Source organism: Rhabdochromatium marinum, assembly GCF_016583795.1.
Classification (GTDB): domain Bacteria; phylum Pseudomonadota; class Gammaproteobacteria; order Chromatiales; family Chromatiaceae; genus Rhabdochromatium; species Rhabdochromatium marinum.
This window is the reverse complement of sequence record NZ_NRRS01000029.1, coordinates 25,673-45,993: the sequence shown is the minus strand read 5'-3', so window position 1 is coordinate 45,993 and position 20,321 is coordinate 25,673. Positions and strand designations below refer to the sequence as shown.

14 protein-coding genes are annotated in these 20,321 nt (G+C 58.6%); 9 read left to right on the top strand and 5 right to left on the bottom strand.

Features of this window, described 5'->3' with window-relative positions:
- Positions 1-455 precede the first annotated feature (455 nt).
- Positions 456-1,292, top strand: a complete 837-nt coding sequence (locus CKO36_RS20280; protein WP_338053454.1) for a reverse transcriptase domain-containing protein — start codon at positions 456-458, stop codon at positions 1,290-1,292.
- The gene (locus CKO36_RS20275; RefSeq protein ID WP_338053455.1) at positions 1,181-1,465 is read left to right on the top strand and encodes a maturase; all 285 of its coding nucleotides are present in this window, start codon (positions 1,181-1,183) and stop codon (positions 1,463-1,465) included. Before CKO36_RS20280 ends, CKO36_RS20275 begins: the two co-directional genes overlap by 112 nt.
- A gap of 93 nt (positions 1,466-1,558) precedes the next feature.
- Here the strand turns inward: CKO36_RS20275 and CKO36_RS10245 are convergent, their stop codons facing one another.
- Both CKO36_RS10245 and CKO36_RS10240 read right to left on the bottom strand, forming a co-directional pair.
- Positions 1,559-1,933 carry a DUF4440 domain-containing protein gene (locus CKO36_RS10245; RefSeq protein ID WP_207161441.1) on the bottom strand — a complete coding sequence of 125 codons (375 nt, stop codon included), beginning with the start codon at positions 1,931-1,933 and terminating at the stop codon, positions 1,559-1,561.
- Positions 1,934-2,047: 114 nt separating this feature from the next.
- Positions 2,048-2,794: a hypothetical protein gene (locus tag CKO36_RS10240; protein ID WP_200283964.1), complete on the bottom strand. Its 747-nt coding sequence runs from the start codon at positions 2,792-2,794 to the stop codon at positions 2,048-2,050.
- An 882-nt stretch (positions 2,795-3,676) separates the two neighbouring features.
- Here CKO36_RS10240 and CKO36_RS10235 point away from each other — a divergent pair.
- The 6 genes from CKO36_RS10235 to CKO36_RS10210 are packed head-to-tail and all read left to right on the top strand — an operon-like array spanning position 3,677 to position 8,818.
- Entirely contained in the window at positions 3,677-4,477 is an 801-nt protein-coding gene (locus CKO36_RS10235) for a DUF3450 domain-containing protein (protein ID WP_200283963.1), read from the top strand.
- A gap of 34 nt (positions 4,478-4,511) precedes the next feature.
- The gene (locus tag CKO36_RS10230; protein WP_200283962.1) at positions 4,512-5,900 is read left to right on the top strand and encodes a MotA/TolQ/ExbB proton channel family protein; all 1,389 of its coding nucleotides are present in this window, start codon (positions 4,512-4,514) and stop codon (positions 5,898-5,900) included.
- Positions 5,897-6,463: a MotA/TolQ/ExbB proton channel family protein gene (locus CKO36_RS10225; RefSeq protein WP_200283961.1), complete on the top strand. Its 567-nt coding sequence runs from the start codon at positions 5,897-5,899 to the stop codon at positions 6,461-6,463. The genes CKO36_RS10230 and CKO36_RS10225 overlap by 4 nt, the downstream gene beginning before the upstream one ends.
- A complete protein-coding gene (locus CKO36_RS10220) occupies positions 6,450-6,854 on the top strand; it encodes an ExbD/TolR family protein (protein ID WP_200283960.1) in 405 nt (134 codons plus the stop codon). The genes CKO36_RS10225 and CKO36_RS10220 overlap by 14 nt, the downstream gene beginning before the upstream one ends.
- Positions 6,855-6,867: 13 nt before the next feature.
- The gene (locus tag CKO36_RS10215; RefSeq protein WP_200283959.1) at positions 6,868-7,575 is read left to right on the top strand and encodes an energy transducer TonB; all 708 of its coding nucleotides are present in this window, start codon (positions 6,868-6,870) and stop codon (positions 7,573-7,575) included.
- A gap of 19 nt (positions 7,576-7,594) precedes the next feature.
- The gene (locus CKO36_RS10210) at positions 7,595-8,818 is read left to right on the top strand and encodes a tetratricopeptide repeat protein (protein ID WP_200283958.1); all 1,224 of its coding nucleotides are present in this window, start codon (positions 7,595-7,597) and stop codon (positions 8,816-8,818) included.
- A gap of 44 nt (positions 8,819-8,862) precedes the next feature.
- Here CKO36_RS10210 and CKO36_RS10205 read toward each other — a convergent pair whose 3' ends face one another.
- The 3 genes from CKO36_RS10205 to CKO36_RS10195 all read right to left on the bottom strand — a co-directional run bounded on the left by CKO36_RS10205 (position 8,863) and on the right by CKO36_RS10195 (position 19,461).
- Positions 8,863-12,360 (bottom strand): two-partner secretion domain-containing protein, encoded by a 3,498-nt coding sequence (locus CKO36_RS10205; protein ID WP_200283957.1) that lies wholly within the window; start codon positions 12,358-12,360, stop codon positions 8,863-8,865.
- Positions 12,361-12,393: 33 nt separating this feature from the next.
- Entirely contained in the window at positions 12,394-15,663 is a 3,270-nt protein-coding gene (locus tag CKO36_RS10200; protein ID WP_200283956.1) for a two-partner secretion domain-containing protein, read from the bottom strand.
- A 78-nt stretch (positions 15,664-15,741) separates the two neighbouring features.
- Complete coding sequence (locus CKO36_RS10195; protein WP_200283955.1) at positions 15,742-19,461, bottom strand: two-partner secretion domain-containing protein; 3,720 nt, start codon at positions 19,459-19,461, stop codon at positions 15,742-15,744.
- A gap of 335 nt (positions 19,462-19,796) precedes the next feature.
- On the opposite strand from CKO36_RS10195, the gene CKO36_RS10190 reads away from it, so the two are divergent.
- Positions 19,797-20,312 (top strand): hypothetical protein, encoded by a 516-nt coding sequence (locus CKO36_RS10190; RefSeq protein WP_200283954.1) that lies wholly within the window; start codon positions 19,797-19,799, stop codon positions 20,310-20,312.
- Positions 20,313-20,321 lie beyond the last annotated feature (9 nt).

Genomic DNA, 20,321 nt, shown 5'->3' with positions numbered 1-20,321 from the left:
CTCTCGGCCAAAAAGTCACTGCCGCTGAGTTGGCTGCCGTCAACATCAAGCGACACGACTTCCATGGCGACTGGAATTACACTATTTCACCAGCACAAAATGGAACACTTATTTTGTGACAATCCCTAAGGGGGCAGTGGTTGCCATGGGAGTCGGACTGAGGGCCAGTGCGAAAGCGCTGGAATGGCCACCGGACCCTACCGTGACTCGGGCAGCGCGTCTTGCGGCAACGCCTGGCGTGATGGAACAGAAGTCAGCCGACGGCCTAGTAGCCAAACGCCCACCTTAATGGGTGGGACAGGGTGAAGGCCTGAACCTTCGGCAACGAGCGAGCCACAGGTGTCTCACTGATCCTACCGCACCCGACCGGGTGAAGCGCTCTTGGCGGACCCTGTTGTAGCCAGCGTTGGAGGCTGCCATTCAATGGGGAACGTTTGCTGGGGATTCCCACGGTCGTGGATCGAGTCATCCAGCAGGCCATCGCGCAAGTTCTGGGGCCGATGTTCGATCCGGGTTTTTCGGATGCGAGCTTTGGCTTCCGGCCGGGACGCTCGGCCCATGGAGCATTGAGGCAGGTACAGACCTACATTGGTGAAGGTTACCACGTTGCGGTCGATCTGGACTTGGCGAAATTCTTCGACAACGTCCAGCACGACGTTCTGATGGCCCGTGTGGGTCGGAAGGTGCGCGACAAGCGGCTGCTGGCATTGATCGGCGCGTACTTGCGGGCGGGTGTCTTGGTTGGAGAAACCCTGGAAGCAACGGAGATTGGAACACCGCAAGGTGGGCTGCTGTCGCCGTTGCTGGCCAACATCCTGTTGGATGATCTGGACAAGGAGCTGGAGAGACGGGGACACCGGTTCGTGCGCCACGCCGACGACCTGCTGATCCTCGTGCGCAGCCACCGCGCTGGCGAACGGGTGATGGCGAGCGTGACTCGCTATCTGAACAGAACGCTCAAGCTGGTGGTTAACACGCACAAGAGTCGTGTGGTCAAGACCGATCACTGCGAGTTCCTGGAATTTACCTTCCGGGGCAAGAAGCTGCGTTGGTCTGAGCGCGCCTATCAAGACTTCCGACACCGGCTACGCCAGTTGACCGGCCGGAGTTGGGGCGTGTCGATGGAATACCGGCTCAAGAAACTCTCGAATACGTCCGTGGTTGGATGGGGTACTTCGGCATCTCGGACTATTACCGACCAATCCCCGAGCTGGATCACTGGCTGCGACGGCGCATCCGCATGTGCTTCTGGAAACAGTGGCGCGGGGTGCGCAATCGCATTCGCCAGCTGAGGGCTCTGGAGACACGGTTGCGCACCGCGATCTGGACAGGCATGAGCTCCAAGAGCTACTGGCATCTGTCGCGCTCGCTGGGCACGCAAACCGGGATGACCAATGACTGGCTGAAACGCCAGGGCTTGATCAGCATTCGCGATCAGTGGATGAAAGCGCATGGGTATGCCTAAAGCGTCGTGTGCTCCCTTCTTGTGAACCGCCTAGTGCGGACCCGCATGCTAGGTGGTGTGGGGAGAGCGGGCTAAACACCCGTCCTTACCCGATTATGCATTTTTACCGATAATCTCATGACCATATGAATTGTCGATAGAACACTGCCAGATACCACTAGCCGATTTATTGAATACATATGTGGCCTTACGTTCAGTAGCAGGAAAACCGGGACCAGATACTACAGTATTTGCTAGCACAAGCGCTGTATCTCCTGACTCAAGGATTTCCAAACCATTTTGTTTAACTTGCAGGCCATTTTTAAAATATACAGCTATAGCTTCAAACGCTTTACGGACTTCATTTTTCCCGATGGCATTACGGCCAGGCTCAATAACTAAAACTGCGTCATCAGTATAAATACCCATGAGCACATCAAAATCTTCAGCGACGATGGCTTTATCGGCTATTTCAATTTGAATTTCCACAGGATGTCGTCCCACAATCCATTTCTCCTTTATGCGTAACGGCCCGCATTACCGGAAAAATAAAGTCGCAGAGCGAAGCGGCGCGGCTTTATTTTGTCCGCGTGAATGCGATTGTTAGATGAATAATTCATTTTTAACCAGCTTTCTATATGCTTTATATGAATCTCTATAGCTTCGTGTTAACGCAGACAATTTATTAGTTACTTCATCATATTTGGCAAAGCTGTCTGGCTCCCCATAGCCACCCCTGTCGATATTCCAATGTGGGTGCATACATAGCCTTAAGCCCTTATCACCACTCTTTTGCTTATCGGGAAAAACCCAGAAGTTGACCGACATCCAATCAAGCAACACATCGAGTTGTTTGATCATTTCATTTGCTGCATTTTGAATCTCATCCTTTATGAATTCGTTTTCTGGCGAAATGTGGTAGTCGATATATTTTCTGGGGTGTATTGCGTTTTTTGTCCAGTAAGAATGGTCGGTTAATAGCTCATCAAAAAAATATCTTTGATTGTTTTCTGGCCAAAGGTCTTGAGACCTTTTGAATATAGATGTATCGTGTTGTATTGCGTTGTTTTCCCTTAGATTACTTTGCTTGTATTCGATATATTTTGTGAGAGAGTTGGTAATGAAGTGATATGCCAATCCAAGTACTACAAGCGCATATCCCCATGGGGCGTTTCCGCCTGGCGCCAAATCAAGATTTAACTCTTTTTCCAATATAGCGGTAATGATAGCTTCCCAAAAAGGAGTACCGATTAACGCGAGACCTGAAATAACAACAGATCGTGTAATCTTGTTGTAAAACTCAGGCTTAATCAGCTTTACTAATTTTATTATAAATTCCATCTTAGACATGATTGCCTTTACTCATCTAACAGTTAACTAGACAGAATGTCAGTCAGGTGTGCTAGACAGATTCTGCCTAGCACCGATTCTGTCTAGCTCGTCTAGTTAAAGCTTGAACGCTACGCCCTGCAGCGTACAATTCAAACACTCTCTATATTAAATTGGGAAGCTACCACATGTCGGGTACTCGATCAACCACAACTAGCGCCGAAGAGCGCTTCTGAGAGCGATTCATTGAGCGCGCGCGGACAAACGGCGTCAAGGAGACAGCTTTGCGGTGGCATGTGCAGCGTGCCGAAGCTGGTCTGCATACCCGCGAAGACGTGACCGGTATTGAAAGCAGACCGGGAGGCTAGACAGAATCGAGGACTGGTAGTTCGTGCTGATCGTCGATGCCGTGCAAAATGTGCTGGTTACTGCAAGGGCTCCGACAGTGTCTGGAGTTCGATTCAAGGCGAAGCACAATGCCCCGTCGGCACTGGACGGGGTTAGGGACGCACATCGGTCGCTACTGGAGCGTATGGTGTCGGAGATGCGGCGGCGCGCAAGTACTCAATCTGCACCGAGCAGGCATACGAATTCTGGGTGTGCCGCTTTATCTTGTTCTGCGGCAACCGCGATCCAGGCGAGCCCCTGCTGTAGGGTTCGGGGATGCGATTGATGGAGTACGTGCGGGAGCCGAACCGGCTAAATCCGAGCGATTTCGCACTCATTGTTGCGACTCATCCCTATTTTATTGACCCTGAAAAACACAATAAGTACAATTTGCGCCAACCTCAGCCAGCAAGGCGAATAGATCAGCGCTCCCCTAGTAGCCTTCGAGTCTTGATGCTTGCTATAATGCAAACGAATCGCGTTTCCATCCTTATGTCGTCGTCTTCAAGGAACCTCATGCTGCTTTCGTCACACTGGTCGATTCGCCATTTTTTTTATGTTCTTGTGGTGTGGCTATCCTTAGTCGCTGGACCACTGGTCGCTGCTGAGACGGGAACGGCCGAGACACTTCAGACGGTCGAACTTGAAGCACTCAATGAGGAGATCGCTTCACAGCAGACCATCAATCAGCTGGACGCCGAAACCCGTCGCATGACCGATGAGTATTGGACGTTGCTGGCGCGCCAACAGCGGCTGGCACGGCAGGAGATCGCGCTGGAGACGGACCTTCAACAGCTGACCGAAACGCTGGAGACCTTGCACCAACAGTTGCGTCGTGTCCCACCGGATGCGGATCTCGACGCTTTTCTGCAGCAACTCGTGGACGCGCTAGATCAGTTCATTCGCGCCGATCTCCCCTTTCAACGCGAAGCCCGACTCAAGCAGGTCGAGCAGCTCGCCCTGCGGCTCCAAAGGCCCGACGCGAGCCCCGCCGAACGGCTACGCCAAATTCTACTTGCCTACCAACGGGAGTTGGAATACGGGCGCGACATCGAAACCTATGACGGCGAGCTGATCGAAGACCCCGAACGCACGGCTGGCGACGAGCACGAGCAGCCCTGGGTCACGTATCTGCGTTATGGTCGGGTGGCACTGGTCTATCAGCATTTGGATGGCGAGCACGGCGCCTGGTGGGACCGGAAAACGGGGGAATGGCAACCACTGGATCCGGCACTCAACCGCGAGGTTCGCCGCGCGATCCGCATGGCCCGCAAGCAAATGCCACCCGATCTGGTACTGGTACCGCTGCGCAAATAGGCGACGCCCACCGCTGTTGATGTTGGACCCATTCATGAACCCCATGCCCCGCTTTTCGCACTATGTTCCCTCAGTCATCCTGGCCATCCTGCTGGCCTTAGCCGTTCCGCTCGCTTCCCATGCCGCGACCCCTGACCTCGAACAGCTGATCGAACAGGCCAAACAGGCGCAAGTGGCAGCGCGCCAGCGCCAGGCCGAGCGCGAGGCTGAATTCAAGCGGCAATGGCAAGTCATTGAGGCGGAATACCGACCGCTTAAAGAAGCCGTGGACGCGCAGCAACAGGTGGTCGATACTTTGGAAGCGCGCCAGCAGGATCTCGCAGCCCAAGTCGAACAAGCGCACCAGGCACTGCGTGATCGACTTGGACCCTACGCGGGCCTGTTCGAGGTGGTGCGCCAACAAGCCGCCGAACTCGAACGCCAACTAAACGACTCCCTGGTCAACGTCGAGCACCCGCATCGTACCGAGCACCTCGCACGACTTGCCCAAGATGAGCGCTTGCCGGAACCCGAGCAACTAAACGGCTTGCTCGTCACCCTGCTGGAAGCGCTCAAGGCTCAAGGGGAGGTCAAGACCTTCACCGCCCCGGTGATCCAGGCCGCAGGTAACGACACGGAAGTCGAAATCACCCGCGTGGGCCCCTTCGTCGCTTTGTATGACGGTCGCTATCTGGATTACCAAGTCGAAGACAACTCGTTGCGGGAACTTGGCCGCCAGCCCGCCCGTCGCTATCTCAAGGCCGCCAAGGCGATCGAAAGCGCCGAACCTGGACAAGCCATCACCGGCGCCATTGATCCGTCGCGCGGTGCCATCCTGGGTCTGCTGGTGCAGACGCCGAATTTGATCGAACGCCTGCGCCAGGGCGGCCTGGTCGGTTACCTCATCCTAGGGCTGGCGACAGTCGGCATCGTGTTGGCGCTGCTGCGCATTCTGCAACTGCGCTTGACGCTCGCCCGGGTCCGGCGCCAGCTAAAGGACTCCGATCAGCTCCAGCCCAATAATCCGCTCGGTCGGGTGTTGCTCGCGTTGCAGGGCATCCAAGCCGGCAGCGATCTGGAGTTGATGGAGCACCGACTCGACCAAGCCATTCTGGAAGAAACGCCTCGGCTCAATCGCGGTTTGCCATTGTTGAAATTGCTCGCTGCCATCGCGCCTCTGATGGGATTGCTTGGTACCGTGGTGGGCATGATTCTCACCTTCCAGGCCATCAGTTTGTATGGCGCTGGCGATCCGAAACTGATGGCCGGTGGCATTTCCCAGGCGTTGGTCACCACCGTGCTCGGATTGATCACCGCCATCCCGCTGTTGCTGTTGCACAGCGTCGCCAACGGCACTCGCTTGCGAACCGAAGAAATTCTGGAGGAACAAGCCGTCGCTCTGGTGGTGAAACGTCTTGAGGCGACCAAAGTCAGCAGATCATGAACGCGGTCCTCGAACAGCTTCGCCTACGGCTGCTCGGCATCAATGACCTGCAAGCGTTTCTCGAACTGGGTGGGCCCGTGCTGTGGTTGGTTTTGGTCGCCGGGTTGCTGCTGTGGTTTTTGGTGTTCGAACACCTGTTCTATTTGGCATTCGCTCAGAAATATGATGTGCGCCAGACCGAACGTCAATGGCAGGCCCGCACCGAACACCACAGTTGGCAGGCACGACGAGCGCGCCAGGGGTTGATCAGCGAGCTGCGCCAGCATGCCTGGCGGCATTTTCATTTGATCAAGACCTTGATCGCCCTGGCTCCCTTACTTGGCCTGCTCGGTACCGTAACCGGCATGCTTGAGGTGTTCGACGTGCTGGCGTTAACTGGCGCGTCCAATCCGCGCGCTCTAGCCGCAGGGATTTCGCGCGCGACCATTCCAACCATGGCGGGCATGGTGATGGCCCTATCGGGCTTGTACGCAGCAGCGCTATTGGAAAGCTGGATCAAGCGCCGGCTACGCCACATCGACAATCAACTCGCATTAACGGAAGACCCCCATGCGACGCCGTAGAAGCCACACTCAGGAAGACAGCACGATCGATTTGACGCCCATGCTCGACGTGGTGTTCATCATGCTGATTTTCTTTATCGTCACCGCTACCTTCGTCAAGGAAAGCGGGGTCGAGTTCGCTCGTCCCATGGCCGCTACTGCCGAGAAACGTGAGACCTCGACGCTCTTTGTCGGCATTGATGCGCAAGGGCGCATCTGGATCGATCGCCGTCAGGTCGCATTGGCGGCGGTACGCCCGATGGTGGAAAAGCTGCGGGTGGATAATCCTCAAAACGGTGCAGTCATCCAGGCTGATGCCTCGGTCGATACCGGACTGTTGATCAAGGTGCTCGATCGCATTCGCCTGGCGGGCGTCGACAAGGTCGCGGTGGCGGCCGAGAATCAGCCTTGAACGAAGATCATCCATGCACCAAACACTGAGAAATTTTGCGGCCTTGCCATTGGCGATGGCCGCTATTCTGGCTCTGGTGTGGTTGATGCAAACCCTCATCGACACGCGCGCGGAAGACACAAAAAAACAACTTCCGATACCAAGCGTTGTCTATTTGGTCGAGGCCGCGAGCTCTGAAACTGAAGTGCCGCAGCCCATTGTCAAGCCCCCCGAACAACCGGAGCCAGAACCACAGCCCCCTGAACCACCTGAGCCTTTGGACCCTGAACCTCTGCCAGAAACGCTGGAACTTCCCCTGGATCCACGCCCTTTGGATCTGCCAGCGGTGGAAAAACCGCCCGAGCCTAAGCCTCGACCAAAACCAAAAGTACATAAAAAGACGGTCAGCCAGCCGAAGGTTGCGCGCCAGTCGACCGCCACAGCCAAACCAGCCGCGCCAAAACCTGCTGCTGCACCGGCCAAATTCGATCGACGCGCGACCTTTGCACCGCGGCCGCAATATCCAGCCAACGCCAAGCGTCGGCGGATTGAAGGTTCGGTGACGGTCAAATTCACAGTCACCCGCCAGGGCCGTGTCAGCCATCCACAAGTGATCGCGGCGCATCCGCCTGGAGTGTTCGAACGCGAGGCACTAAGTACTATCCGGCGCTGGCGCTTTCGACCGCAACCGGCCGATTTCCCTGGCGTGACCCAAACGATTCGCTTTGCTTTAAGGAACTAGGATCATTGAGGCCAGCACCATGACCATCTCGTCCTTGGCAAGACAGCGGTGGCTGCTTGCCGTTGTCTTCCTGCTAACCGCCAGCGCCCAAGCCGGGCCGGCGATTGCTCCAGCGCTCAAGGCGCCCCTACAACAGGTCATCCGCCATCTCGATCAAGGCCAACCTGAATCAGCCATCCAAAGCCTGTTGCACTTACAGGATCGCAACAATCTCGACCCTTATGAGCGAGCCACCCTCAAGCGGTTTCTCGGTCACGCCTACTTGCAGGGTGATCAGCAGGCGTTGGCCATTCAGGCTTTCGAGCAAGCGCTGGCCGCCCAGGCACTGACGACCACAGAACAACATGAGATTCGCTATCAGTTAGGCCAACTGTATTTAAGAGAAGAGCAACCGCGACGGGCCATGGAACAACTGCGCGGCCTCGATCCTGCCGACTACCCCCAAGCCGCTTTCTATCTTACCCGGGCTCAAAGCCAGGCTGGCGCTTATGCGGAGGCCATCGAGACGGCAGAACGGCGGCTGAAGGACGCCGTTCGACCCGCGCGCCACGATATCAACCATTTATTAGTGCTGTATCGCCAGGCCGACCGCCCCGAGTCGGCCGCAGCATTGGCCCGCCAAGCGCTGGGTTGGTACCCCGCAGAGCGTCTCTACTGGCGGGAACTGGCCAGGCTGCAACTACAACTGGGGGAGCAACGCGCGGCGGCCGCAACGCTTCAGGCGATGGAGCGCCAGGGTCTGCTGGAGCAACCTCAAGAGCGCGATCGCTTAATCGAACTCTATCGGCACCTCGACGCACCCCTGAAGGCGGCTGAACTCTTGGAACAAGCCTTGACCGATGGTCGCCTAGAGAGGAACGACGCCAACCGGAAGCGTCTGGCTACAGCTTGGTTGCAAGCGCGTGCCTGGGACAAGGCGGAAGCGGAATTAACCGCTCTTGTCGTCGAGCATGCGAAGCCCGTCCCCGATTGGCTCGCAGACCTGGCCTATTGCCACTACAAGCAAGGTCATTGGACACGAGCTATCGACACCTATCGGCGGGCACTGGCCACCCGGCAATTGACTAATGCCGGCGAGGCCTGGCTGTTGCTCGGTATCGCCGCCGTCAAGGCCAAGGCGCTGGATACCGCCCAGGCGGCCTTGCAGGAGGCCGAAGCTTATCCGCGACAACACCGACAGGCGAGCCAATGGTTGGAGTGGCTGGATCATCGCGCGAACGCCGATTTCGAACAGGCAAGTTGAGCCATGCGCGACTGCGAACGACGCTCAAGCTAACAAGGTCGCCTTCAATGGTCGCGCAGCAGCCGCTTAAGGCGTTCGCTGTCGAGCATTGCCGACACCGACCCGCTGGCATCCGGCGGCACACCGCCACGGCCTTGTTTAACCAGCGCACTGGTGTTGCTCGTATCCGCAATCTGACACAGGTCGCTCAAAAGCGCATTCGGATCCTCAAAGGGCGTGCGCAATGGCACCAGGGTGGCGGTGATGTCGAGATCTGGCGTAGCCAGCGCGATGTCGCCCTGAATACCGAGCGGCGCGGCGGCCTGGATGACATTCTGGCCACTGCCGGGGATGAAGTCCGCGCGTTCGAGTCCGCCGATCTCGATCTGATCGTGACTGGCGATCAGCGCCTGACTGCCAATCTTGATGTCCCCGCCGCTGGCACCGATCGCCGCCGTATTGGCCTGGATAAAGCCGCCGTCGAGGATCAGTTGCTGCGGCGCCAGGTTGATATTGCCGCCATTGCCACGCATGCCCTCGGCGGAGGTGGTGATCTGGCTGTCTTGCAGCCACAGATAGCCGCCGGTAAGGGTGATGGGGCCGGCGTCGGCGGCCAGGGATTGCGTGGTGATCCGGCTGTTGTTGGTCAGTTGGAGTGTGTCGGCGTTGACGACAACGGTAGCGGCCGGAACGGTGCCAAAACTCGTCGCATCGATCACGCTGTCATTCATGATCAGGCGTTCGGTATCCACATGGATGCGATGCGTTTGGTCAACACGAAGCGCCTGATCTCCAGGCGTCTGCTCAGTCTGTATCGTGATCCAAGAGCCTTGCCCGAGGTCGATTTGCGGTACGGCGATGCGTATATTGCCCGGTTGGCCCGAATCGGCCCCAGATGACAGGCTCGCGATGAATCCATCGGCAAGCATCAGGTCGGCGGTGCGAAGATGGATGGTTCCAGCATTGCCGACTGCGAAGGTATTGCTGGAAATCTCGGCCCCCTTGCGTACGGCGATGCCATCTCGGGCATCAATATTGAGAGTGCCGGCATTACCTGTCGAGTTGGGGACAGCATTGCTTGTGATGGCCGTGCCTTGATTCGAAGGACCGGCGTCGAGTTGAATCGAGCCGGCTTGAATATTCACGGTTCCAGCATCGCCGCTGCCCGCCGTTGTGCTTAGGATTCTGGCGCCATTGAGGATATCCAACCTGCCTTCGATCTGTAATGACAGCGTTCCTCCATTGCCGGATGCGCTTGATCCTGCGCTACTTGCGATGCCGGTCGACTGGCCGAGAAGACCGTTGTCATCAATGTAAGCGGCGCCAGCGGCGATGCTCAGTCCGAGGGCATCACCAGTACCAAAGGTACTGGTCGATATCCAGGCACCGTTGAGAACTTCCAACAAGCCGTGAATGTCGAGTCCGATGAAGCCGGCATTTCCCGTGGAGCTTGCCAGTGCCCGGCTGGAGATGATGGTCGGTTGATCCTCCAAGCCGCCGTTGTCGAGTCGCAGGCGGTCAGCCGCGATTTCCAGGGTTCCAGCATTGCCAGTGGCCCAGGTGTTGCTGGCAATCTCTGCGCCATTCTGCACCTGAAGCAGATCATCGACATACAGACGGATGGTGCCGGCATCGCCAGTCGATCCTGGGTAGGCATGACTTGCGATGCCGGTGACTTGTCCGGAATAACCACCGTCCAGATTGACGGTACCAGCGCGGATGCTCAAGCGCCCCCCGTCGCCGCGCCCCCAGGTCACCGTCGAGACGGCGGCGCCCGAGAGGATTTCCAGTGTCTTTGCGACCTTCAGGGAGATGCTGCCGGCGTTGCCGGTGGAACCCGGTTCGGCGCTGCTTGCGATGCCGGTGAACCCGGTATATGCGCTATCCATCCGCACGTTATCGGCGCTGATCCGAAGGTTTCCGGCATCACCGCTGGCCCAGGTGCTGCTGGTGATTTGCGCGCCATTGACCACGCTCAAGTGCCCGTCGACGTACAAATCGATGTTGCCGGCGTTTCCGGAAGAACCTGAGTAGGCGTTGCTGCCGATGCCTCTGAACCCATCGATGCTGGTCCCGAAAACGGCTGGGTCGCCGCCATCAAGCTCAAGGGCACCAGCCGCGATTTTGAGATCGCCGGCTTGGCCATACCCTGAAGTGCTGCTTGAAATTTCCGCGCCGTTTAGAACCTCAAGCGTTCTAGTGACTTGAAGACCAATGTCTCCGGCGTGACCTGAAGAACCCGTCTCAGCGGTGGTAGCAATCGATGTGAAAACATCTGCCAGACCTCCACCATCAAGACGGACGCTGGTGGCCGAGAGCTGCAGAGTGCCGCTGTCTGCATCCGAAAAGGTGCCGCTCCAGAGTTGCGCGCCGTTTAGCATGTCCAGCCTGCCGCCCACCTCGACGCGAAGATCGCCGGCTGCGCCTTGGGCGGCTGTCGCACTCTGGATCAGGCTGTCGTTTTGAAGCCGCATGTTTTGTTGAGTGCGGACATCGATCTTACCCGCAGCGCCGATGGGATCGCTGGCCGCGATACTTGGATCGAAATAGGCGTTGGTGGCGATTGTGGCTGCATTCATCCATAGTTTACCCGTATCGACTGAGACGATACCCCCTTGCCCGGCTGCGACTGTGTTCGCAAGAAGTTGGCTTAGATTCATGCTCAGTCGTCCCGTCGTTGCGATCGAGATGCCACCGCTCGCGTCTGTTACTCCACGATTTTCAGCGATCAGTCGGGTGTCCGTCAGGTGAGCGCGGCCCGCGCTCGCGGTGATGAGTCCGCCGCCGTTACCGCTGGTGTCAAGCTTGGCGGTGGTGATATTCATCTGTCCTTGATGCGGGATATTGGTCTCCTGATTCGGCCAGGGTGTTGCAATCGGGAGCGCGATCTGGCTCTGACCAACGGCGTCCAGGCGCAGGCTACCACCGGCGGCGGTGAGGGTGGCGGTGTGCTCTTGGGTGCCGGTTATGGCGATGTCTCCGGCGCTCAGACTCAGCGTCTCGCCGGGCTGGACCTGAAGCTGGCTGCCGTTGAGCTGGAGGTTGGCCGCCGATTGCTGGCCCAAGAATCCGAACGCCTCGGGCGCGGCCAGGGTCAGGGAGCTGGCGCCGGGATCGGTGGCGGAGAAGCGGCTGCCGTCTTTAAAACGCAGCTCCGATGCGGTGCTGACATGCAGCGAGGCTGGCACATCGACGGTCGCCTTCGGTCCCATCACCACGCCAGCGGGATTGATCAGGTAGACATCGGCCTGCCCAACCTCGGAGCGCAACTGGCCGTCGATGTTGGAGGTCTGCCCGCCGGTGACCCGGCCGATGACATTTTGGATGTGGTCCGGACCGGTGAAGGTAGCACTCTGGTCGGTCGGAATATTGAAGCGCTGAAAGCTGTGGAAAAGGTTGGTGCCGCGGGTCTGGCCGAGTTCGGCCCCGATCTGCATGTCCGGGCCAGTCAGCTCCACCATGGGCCCCAGGGAGCCATCGGTGGCAATGTCAGCACCCAGCGGCCCGGCGGCGGTGGCGAGCAGCCAACCGCTGACGATCAGTGCGCGCAGAAATCGGCGCATGGTGGTTGCTTCCTGTGGAGCGAGAAATGAGTGCTAATTATCGCGCAACAGGCGCTTTAGGCGTTCGCTGTCGAGCATTGCCGACACCGACCCGCTGGCATCCGGCGGCACACCGCCACGGCCTTGTTTAACCAGCGCACTGGTGTTGCTCGTATCCGCAATCTGACACAGGTCGCTCAAAAGCGCATTCGGATCCTCAAAGGGCGTGCGCAATGGCACCAGGGTGGCGGTGATGTCGAGATCTGGCGTGGCCAGCGCGATGTCGCCCTGAATACCGAGCGGCGCGGCGGCCTGGGTGACATTCTGGCCACTGCCGGGGATGAAGTCCGCGCGTTCGAGTCCGCCGATCTCGATCTGATCGTGACTGGCGATCAGCGCCTGACCGCCGATATTGATGTCCCCGCCGCTGGCACCGATCGCCGCCGTGTTGGCCTGGATAAAGCCGCCGTCGAGAATGAGTTGTTTGGGGCTCAGGTAAATATCGCCACCGTTCCCAAGCGGCCCCTCGGCTGTGGTGGTGATCTGGCTGTCCTGAAGCCACAGATAACCGCCGGCGATTTCGATAGGGCCGGCGTCGGCTTGTTTGGAGTTTGTTGTCACTTGGCTGGCGCTGGAAAGGTCGATGGTGCTGGCGTCGATGGTGATCATGGCGGCAGGCACGCGGCCGGTGCTTTCGGCATCGATGCGACTGTTGTCGAGCCTGAGTCGGGCGGCGGAGACCTGGATGCGGTGCGCCATGGAGTTGTCGGAGGATGTCAGCGAAGAGGGCTCGATCATGCGCTCGGTTCGGATCGAAATTCGCGCGTCGTCGAGCAGCGTGACATCGTTGGCGACTAGGTTGATGTCACCCGTCTGCCCGGCCAGTGGTCCGACGGATTCGCTTAGGAGGTTTCCTCCGGACAGCCAGATGTCGTCGGCGCGAATGTCAAGGGTTCCGGCATCTCCGCCGGCATATTCTTGATAGGAATACGCGCTGCTGTTGATAGCGGCACCATTGATTACGGCCAAGCGTCCATCAATCCGCAGACGGATATTATTGGCATTTCCAGTGGCGTTGAACCAGAGGTTCGATTGTGTGGAAATGCCAGTGAACTGTTCCGGCAGATAGTCGCCGTCAAACCGCGCGGAGTAGGCGCTGACCGATATTGTTCCGGCATCTGCGGCACTGTAGGTTCCCGCCGAGATCTGTGCGCCGGCCAGAATGTCAAGATGATCGACCACTTCGATGGCAACATTGCCCCCGCGACCGCTGGCGCCGATGTTTGAGACGCTACCGATGCCTGTTGAGTGCTCGGGGTTGCCACTATCGTCGAGTCGCGCGCTGCCGGCATGGATGTGGATGTCGGCGCCGTCTCCAGCGGCGTAGGTGCTGCTTGAAATTACCGCGCCATCCAGTATGTCGAGCTGACCGTCGATCCACAGATTAATGTTACCGGCATCCCCGGTTGAGTTCCGATCGGCGACGCTGCCAATGCCGGTTCCCATGTCCGGCTGACTGTTGTCGTCGATCAGCATCGAGCCGGCGTGAATGCTGACGGGGCCGCCATCGCCGTTCGAGAGAGTGGTAGAGGAAATTTGCCCGCCGTTCAGAATTTTCAGGGCGTCGGCGATGTTGAGCGTAATGCGGCCAGCATCGCCGGTGGACCCGGCTTCGGCCTGGCTGAGGATGCTGGTGGCGCGGCTTTCGCCACCACGGTCGATGCGTAGCGAATGAGCGTCGATATCGATGTCGCCAGCGTCGCCTGAGCCAAAGGTGCTTGCGGAAATCAAGCCGCCGCGAAGCAGGTCGATCCGAGCGTTAGGGCCGAGGATTGCGATTGTGCCACCTTGGCCCTGATCGCGTGTGCTGGCTGATATTTCGGCCTCGCCCATAAGTCGAAGCTGGTCGGCGACCTCAATGCGGATGTTGCCGGCGTTGCCTGTTCCGGCATTGGCTTGGCTTGCGATGCCCGAAATTTGATCGGTCAGCCCGATTTCATTGATGCGCAAAATCCGGGTCTGGATGTCGAGTGGGCCCGCGTCGCCAGCGCCGAAGCTGCCGGTCCAGCAATAGCCGCCTCCGACGATGTCAAGTGATGCGTGGGCGACCAAATTGATGGCGCCGCTGTTGCCCGTCGCTTCGGGATAAGCCAGGCTACTGATGCCGGTGAACTGTCCGGGTGCGCCGCTGCCGTCGATGCGTGTTGCGTCGCTGATGAGATTTAAGTCTCCGGCGTTGCCGTTTGCCATCGTGGTGGTGGAGATTTCCGCGCCGTTGAATATTTCGATGATTCCGGCGGTCCTAATTGTCACGGCACCGCCCTGACCGGTCGATCCATTGCTGGCCTGGCTGGCGATGCGCGAGCAATCGTCGAGCATTAGCGATTCGCTCGACGCTAGCACGATGCCAGCCGAAGAGTCAGCTTCTCCGAGGGTGTTCACAATCAGCTTCGCGCGCGTCATGCTAATCGGTCCGGCCAGCAACTGAATTTGTCCGCTGTGATCGCCGCTTGTTTCGAGCTTCGTGTCTGTGAGCGTAAGCTGACCGGTATGAGGGGGGGCAAGCTTGTCGGAACGGGGCGCGGATTCAAGCTCAAACGGTTGCGATGCATCTAAGGATACCTCGGCTCTTGCTTCGCCAACGGCCTCAAGTTGCAGGCTACCGCTGGCGGCGGTGAGGGTGGCGGTGCGCTCTTGGGTGCCGGTTATGGCGATGTCTCCGGCGCTCAGACTCAACGTTTCGCCGGGCTGGACCTGAAGCTGACTGCCGTTGAGCTGGAGGTTGGCTGCCGATTGTTGGCCCAAGAATCCGAACGCCTCGGGCGCGGCCAGGGTCAGGGAGCTGGCGCCGGGATCGGTGGCAGAGAAGTGGCTGCCGTCTTTAAAGCGCAGCTCCGATGCGGTACTGACATGCAGCGAGGCTGGCACATCAACGGTCGCATTCGGCCCCATGACCACACCGGAGGGGTTAATCAGAAAGACATCGGCTTGGCCAACTTCGGAGCGCAACTGACCGTCGATGTTGGATACCTGCCCGCCAGTGACTCGACCGATGACATTCTGGATGTGGTCCGGACCGGTGAAGGTAGCGCTCTGGGCGGTCGGAATATTGAAGCGCTGAAAGCTGTGGAAGAGGTTGTTGCCGCGGGTCTGGCCGAGTTCGGCCCCGATCTGCATGTCCGGGCCAGTCAGCTCCACCCTGGATCCTAGGGAGCCATCGGTGGCAATGTCAGCGCTGATCGTTCTGCTGATGACCAGCCAGCAGATGCTGGTAATCAGCACGGCTGGACTCAAGCCAAGGGAAGGGGGCAGGAATCGGATCATGGTGATTTCTCGATGATTGTTTCAGCGCTGGGTTTCAGCGCTGGTCTCGCCGGTTGAAGGCAAGCGATGCCGCGATGGTCAATCCGGTGCGTGCAACAGCCGTTCCAGGCGCTTGCTAGTCAATGTCGGTTGGGATGGTGTGGATGCATCCAGGGGCAAACCGCCGCGTCCGAAGGCAATCAGGTGGCTGCTGTTATCGGTTGCCACACTCTGGCACAGATCATTCAGGATGGCATCCGCGTGCTGAAAAGGCGTTCTCAATGGCACCAGAGAGGCGGTAATGTCCAAATCCGGCGTGGCAAGGGCGATATCGCCTTGGATGCCGAGCGGCGCGGCGGCTTGAATGACGTTTTCACCACTGCCGGGGATGAATTCCTGGCGAATGTTGCCACCGATGGCAACCTGATCATGACTCGCGATCAGCGCCTCGGCGCCAATTACAATATCGCCGCCGCGCGCATTGGCTGCCGCCGTGTTGGCTTGAATAAAACCACCATCAAGGATCAGCTGTTTCGGAGTGAGAGTGATGTTGCCGCCGTTGCCGGAGACGCCTTCATCTGAGGTGGTCATGAGGCTGTCTTGGAGCCACAGATACCCTCCTGTGACGCGGATTGGGCCGGCGTCAGCTGCGGTGGATATGGTCCAAAGTGTACTTTCGTTCTTGAGACTAAAATGTCCGGCATTGATAGTGATCGGGCTGGCGGGAACATTGCCTAAGCTGATTCCGATGATCAGGCTAAAATCGAGCACCAAACGCTCGGTGTCGATGAGAATACCATTATCCGGAATGGCGCCAAGACGCTGCTCCGGAACCTGCGCCAAACTGGCAACGGTGATCGAACCAATGCCGCTCAGACGGATATCGGTAGCGGCTATGTCGATGGAACCAGCGAACCCACTCGATGCGCTGAGTGTGCGGGAATCGATGCCGGTGATTTCGTCCGTTAAGTAACCCCCGTCGATTGACAGATGGTTGGCCGAGACCTGAATCGCACCGGCATCGCCAAGCGAAGAACTCGCCGTCGACAAGCGCCCGCCATTGCGCAGAATCAAGTCTCCGGAAACTGCGACGTGCAGATCACCAGCATCTCCGCTGCCGACCAAGGCCTGGCTAAAAAGACCAGTGGCTCGAATCAAGGGATCGCGCTGGGCCAGGCCGCTGCCATCAATGCTCAGGGTTGCGGCATTTAGGCTGATCGATCCGCCGTTACCTGCACCAAAAGTGGATGCGTCGATCTTGCCGCCGCCGCGAATCAACACCTGATCCGCATCGATGCGAATCGGTCCGGCGGGAGGCTGACCACCGGTGCGTGATTCGATGGCGCCCCCCTCAGCCAGTTCAAGATAGGGAGCCGTGATCGTAATGGCGCCAGCCCCACCGAGAGCCTCCCCTTCGAGAAAGGCGCTGGAAGTGAACAGACCGCTCTTGCCGGAGATCGGGGATTCCACGCGCGGATCGACCCCCCAAATGCGAATGGCTTGATCAGCGCTGACACTCAAATCACCGCTATTACCGGTGCCGCCTGAGTAAGTGGCAATCTGCCCTCCCTGAGCCAGTTCCAGACGACCAACATCCAAGCTAATGTCGCCGGCACGCCCCGCCGAAAAGGAGAGCGACTGTATGGCAGCGCCCGATTGCAGCATCACCTGACGGGCGTGGATATCAATGGGGCCGGCAGCGCCGCTGGGAGCGGATCCCGCGATGGGACGAGTGGGGTCAAGGATCTCGAGACCACTGGTGCCTGTATCAATCCAGGCATCCTGTAGCCACAATGTCTTATTCAGATCGAGTTGAACCGCCCCGGCCTGACCAGGACCCACAGTACCGGTCAGGATGGCCGAGCCAGGGGCCATGAAGAGCGAATCAGCATCAATGCGAACTTGCCCGGCATCACCTGCGGTGGTTCCGTTGAGGATGCTGGCCTCATTGAGCAAGAAAATCTGTTCGGCTCCAAGGTGGATCGTGCCCGAGCGGCCCTCACTTGCTGTTAGCGCGGAATCGAAACCGAATCGCTCTGCGGGGAATAGATTGGCGGCCCAGAAGCCGGCACTACCGCTCCCAGCGTTGACCAGCAGATCGCCTGCAACCTGAACCTCAATGGTGCCGGCATTGGCGCGATTTTGTGAAATCGCCGACAACGTGGACGCGTGCATGTCGAGCCTACCGGCATCGACCGAGATGTGGCCGGCGTCGCCAAGCCGCCCATCCGTGACTCCAGCGACTGAACTGGAACTGACGTCAATGCCTGAATTGGTGAGCCTGAGGCCGGCCTGAGCGGTAATGTCAATTTGGCCGGCGTTTCCGAGCCCGTCGGTGAACGCACTGAGCATAGCATCGCTCATCTCCAAACGTTCGGCCTTGAGGCGGATCTGGCCGGCATCGCCACCGCCTCGCGTGCGCACATTCATGCCGCTGCTGATGCCCGCCGCGTCTTGTCCAATCATGCGAATCAGAGGCGCTGCAACGATGATGGCGCCGCCAGAGCCGGCTGTTTCAGTAGTGCCGAATGCGCCAGCAACCAGCGTGCCGCCATTGAGCAGGTCAAGCCTTCCAGCCGCCTTGAGATCGATGCTGCCAGCGGCACCGCTGTCGGCAGCGGACACCTCGACGAAGCCGCCATCCAGCACGACAGCACCGCCCGCCTTGATCGTCACGCGTCCCCCGGCTGCGACGCCAAGACTGGCGGCGGCAAGACCGGAACCCGAGCCGATGTTGAGGCTGTTGGCGATGTCCAAGTCAAGGGTTCCAGCCTCTCCGGCCCCGAGGGCGGTCGTGAGCAGTAAGCTCTGCCCGACTCCCGCAGCATTGGCCCCCATGCTGAGACTGTCCGCTGTCACCGAGATCGAGGGGCCAGCGCCGGTTGCCGTGGCCAAGGCTTGAACATGGCTGTTACGCAGGTCCACTGGTCCGCCCTGGATGGCAATACCGCCGCTGGCGGCCGACTCGCCACCATGATCAGCCGCCAGGGTACTGTCGGCAATCTGTATCGGCCCGCCGCGCAGATTGATCCGGCCTGTTCCGGCGCGACCGCTGACGTCGAGGATTGCGTCACCGCTGATGTCGATCGCACCCGTGACTGTCGGCGCCAGCGAGTCGGAAGAGGGCCGAATCGCCGCCGGTGCGGCGCCAACGGCTGTTAATCCGAGGGTTCCATCAGGCGCCGACAGGCCTGGCGCCCGATTTGAATCGATATCATCCGAAATTTGAATGGCGCCTGCGCTGAGGGTCAAGTCTGCCTCGCGGACCACGTGCAGCTGCGTGCCACGCAGGGAGATGGCGCCCGACTGGGGGCCGAGAAAACCAAAGGCTTCAGGTGCGGCCATGGTAAGGGTGCTGGTGGCCGGATCGCTGGCCGAAAAGCGGCTGCCATCGCTGAAGTGCAGCTCATCGGCCGTGCTGACATGCAGGGCGGCTGGCACATCGACGCTGGCATTTGGTCCCATGACCACCCCAGCGGGGTTGATCAGATAGACATCCGCCTGGCCGACTTCGGAGCGCAATTGGCCGTCGATGTTCGAGCGTTGACCGCCGGTGACCCGCCCGATGACATTCTGGATATTATCCGGGCCGGTAAAGGTCGCGCTTTGGTCGGTGGGAATGTTGAAGTGCTCGAAGCTATGGAAGAGGTTATCCCCACGTGTCTGGCCCAACTCGGCGCCGATGCGCATATCCGGCCCCCTGAGTTCGACAGCTGGCCCGAGGCTGCCGTCAGTAGCGATATCGGCGCGGGTGATGTCCGCGACCAATGCAGCGAGCGTGGCGAACGCAAGGGGCCTCAAGTGTTGTGCAAGTGACATGCGCAAAGCGAATCGTTATGGGCGAGTCGTTATGGGTCGCAAGGTCGTTGTCATGTTCACAGTCGATGCTCTACTCATCAGCATCCAGATTGGGATTATTTTAGTATAGTGCCTAGCATGTTACAGGTCGCCATTTGCTGCGACTGGCTGGGTACTCCTGTCTCGGATTCTCGGAAGGTTCGCTTGACATCCCATATTCTTCGATGAAGAGACTTGCTTATGACCACCCATTCCTCACGCCCACTGTGGGCGCTGCTGCGGTGCGCCAGCACCTTTCTCCTCCCGCTCCGGGCTCAGATCGCCACCGATAAATCTATAGAAACAAGATTCTTTCCATGAATTTAGCCCAAGACGACATCGCTTTTATCAAAGCCCACCTTGGCGAATGGCTGGCCGAACAATCGCTCGGTAACCCGCCAGCTGTTTATGAAATCGAGCTGCGGGAACGCATGGTGCGGGTCGAGGAGGCGCTCAAGCACCAACGCGAGCTGATGCGCGAAGGCTTTGAGCGTATGGACGAGCGCTTTGCTGCCTTGCAGTTGGATATGGATCGGCGTTTTGAACTGGTCAACCAGCGCTTTGTACAGATGGATGAGCGCTTCGCCGCCTTGCGCACGGACATGAACCAACGCTTTGAGCAAGTCGAGAAGCGCTTTGAACATGTCGAGAAACGCTTCGAGCAAATCGATGAGCGCTTTGAACAAATCGACGAGCGTTTCGCGACCTTGCGTGCGGATATGGATAAGCGCTTTGACGAAACGCTCAAACGTCACGATCAGCATTTTCTCTGGCTGGTCGCTTTCATGGCTACCATGGCAGGTTTAATCGTGACCGCCATTCGGTATTTATAAATCATCAAA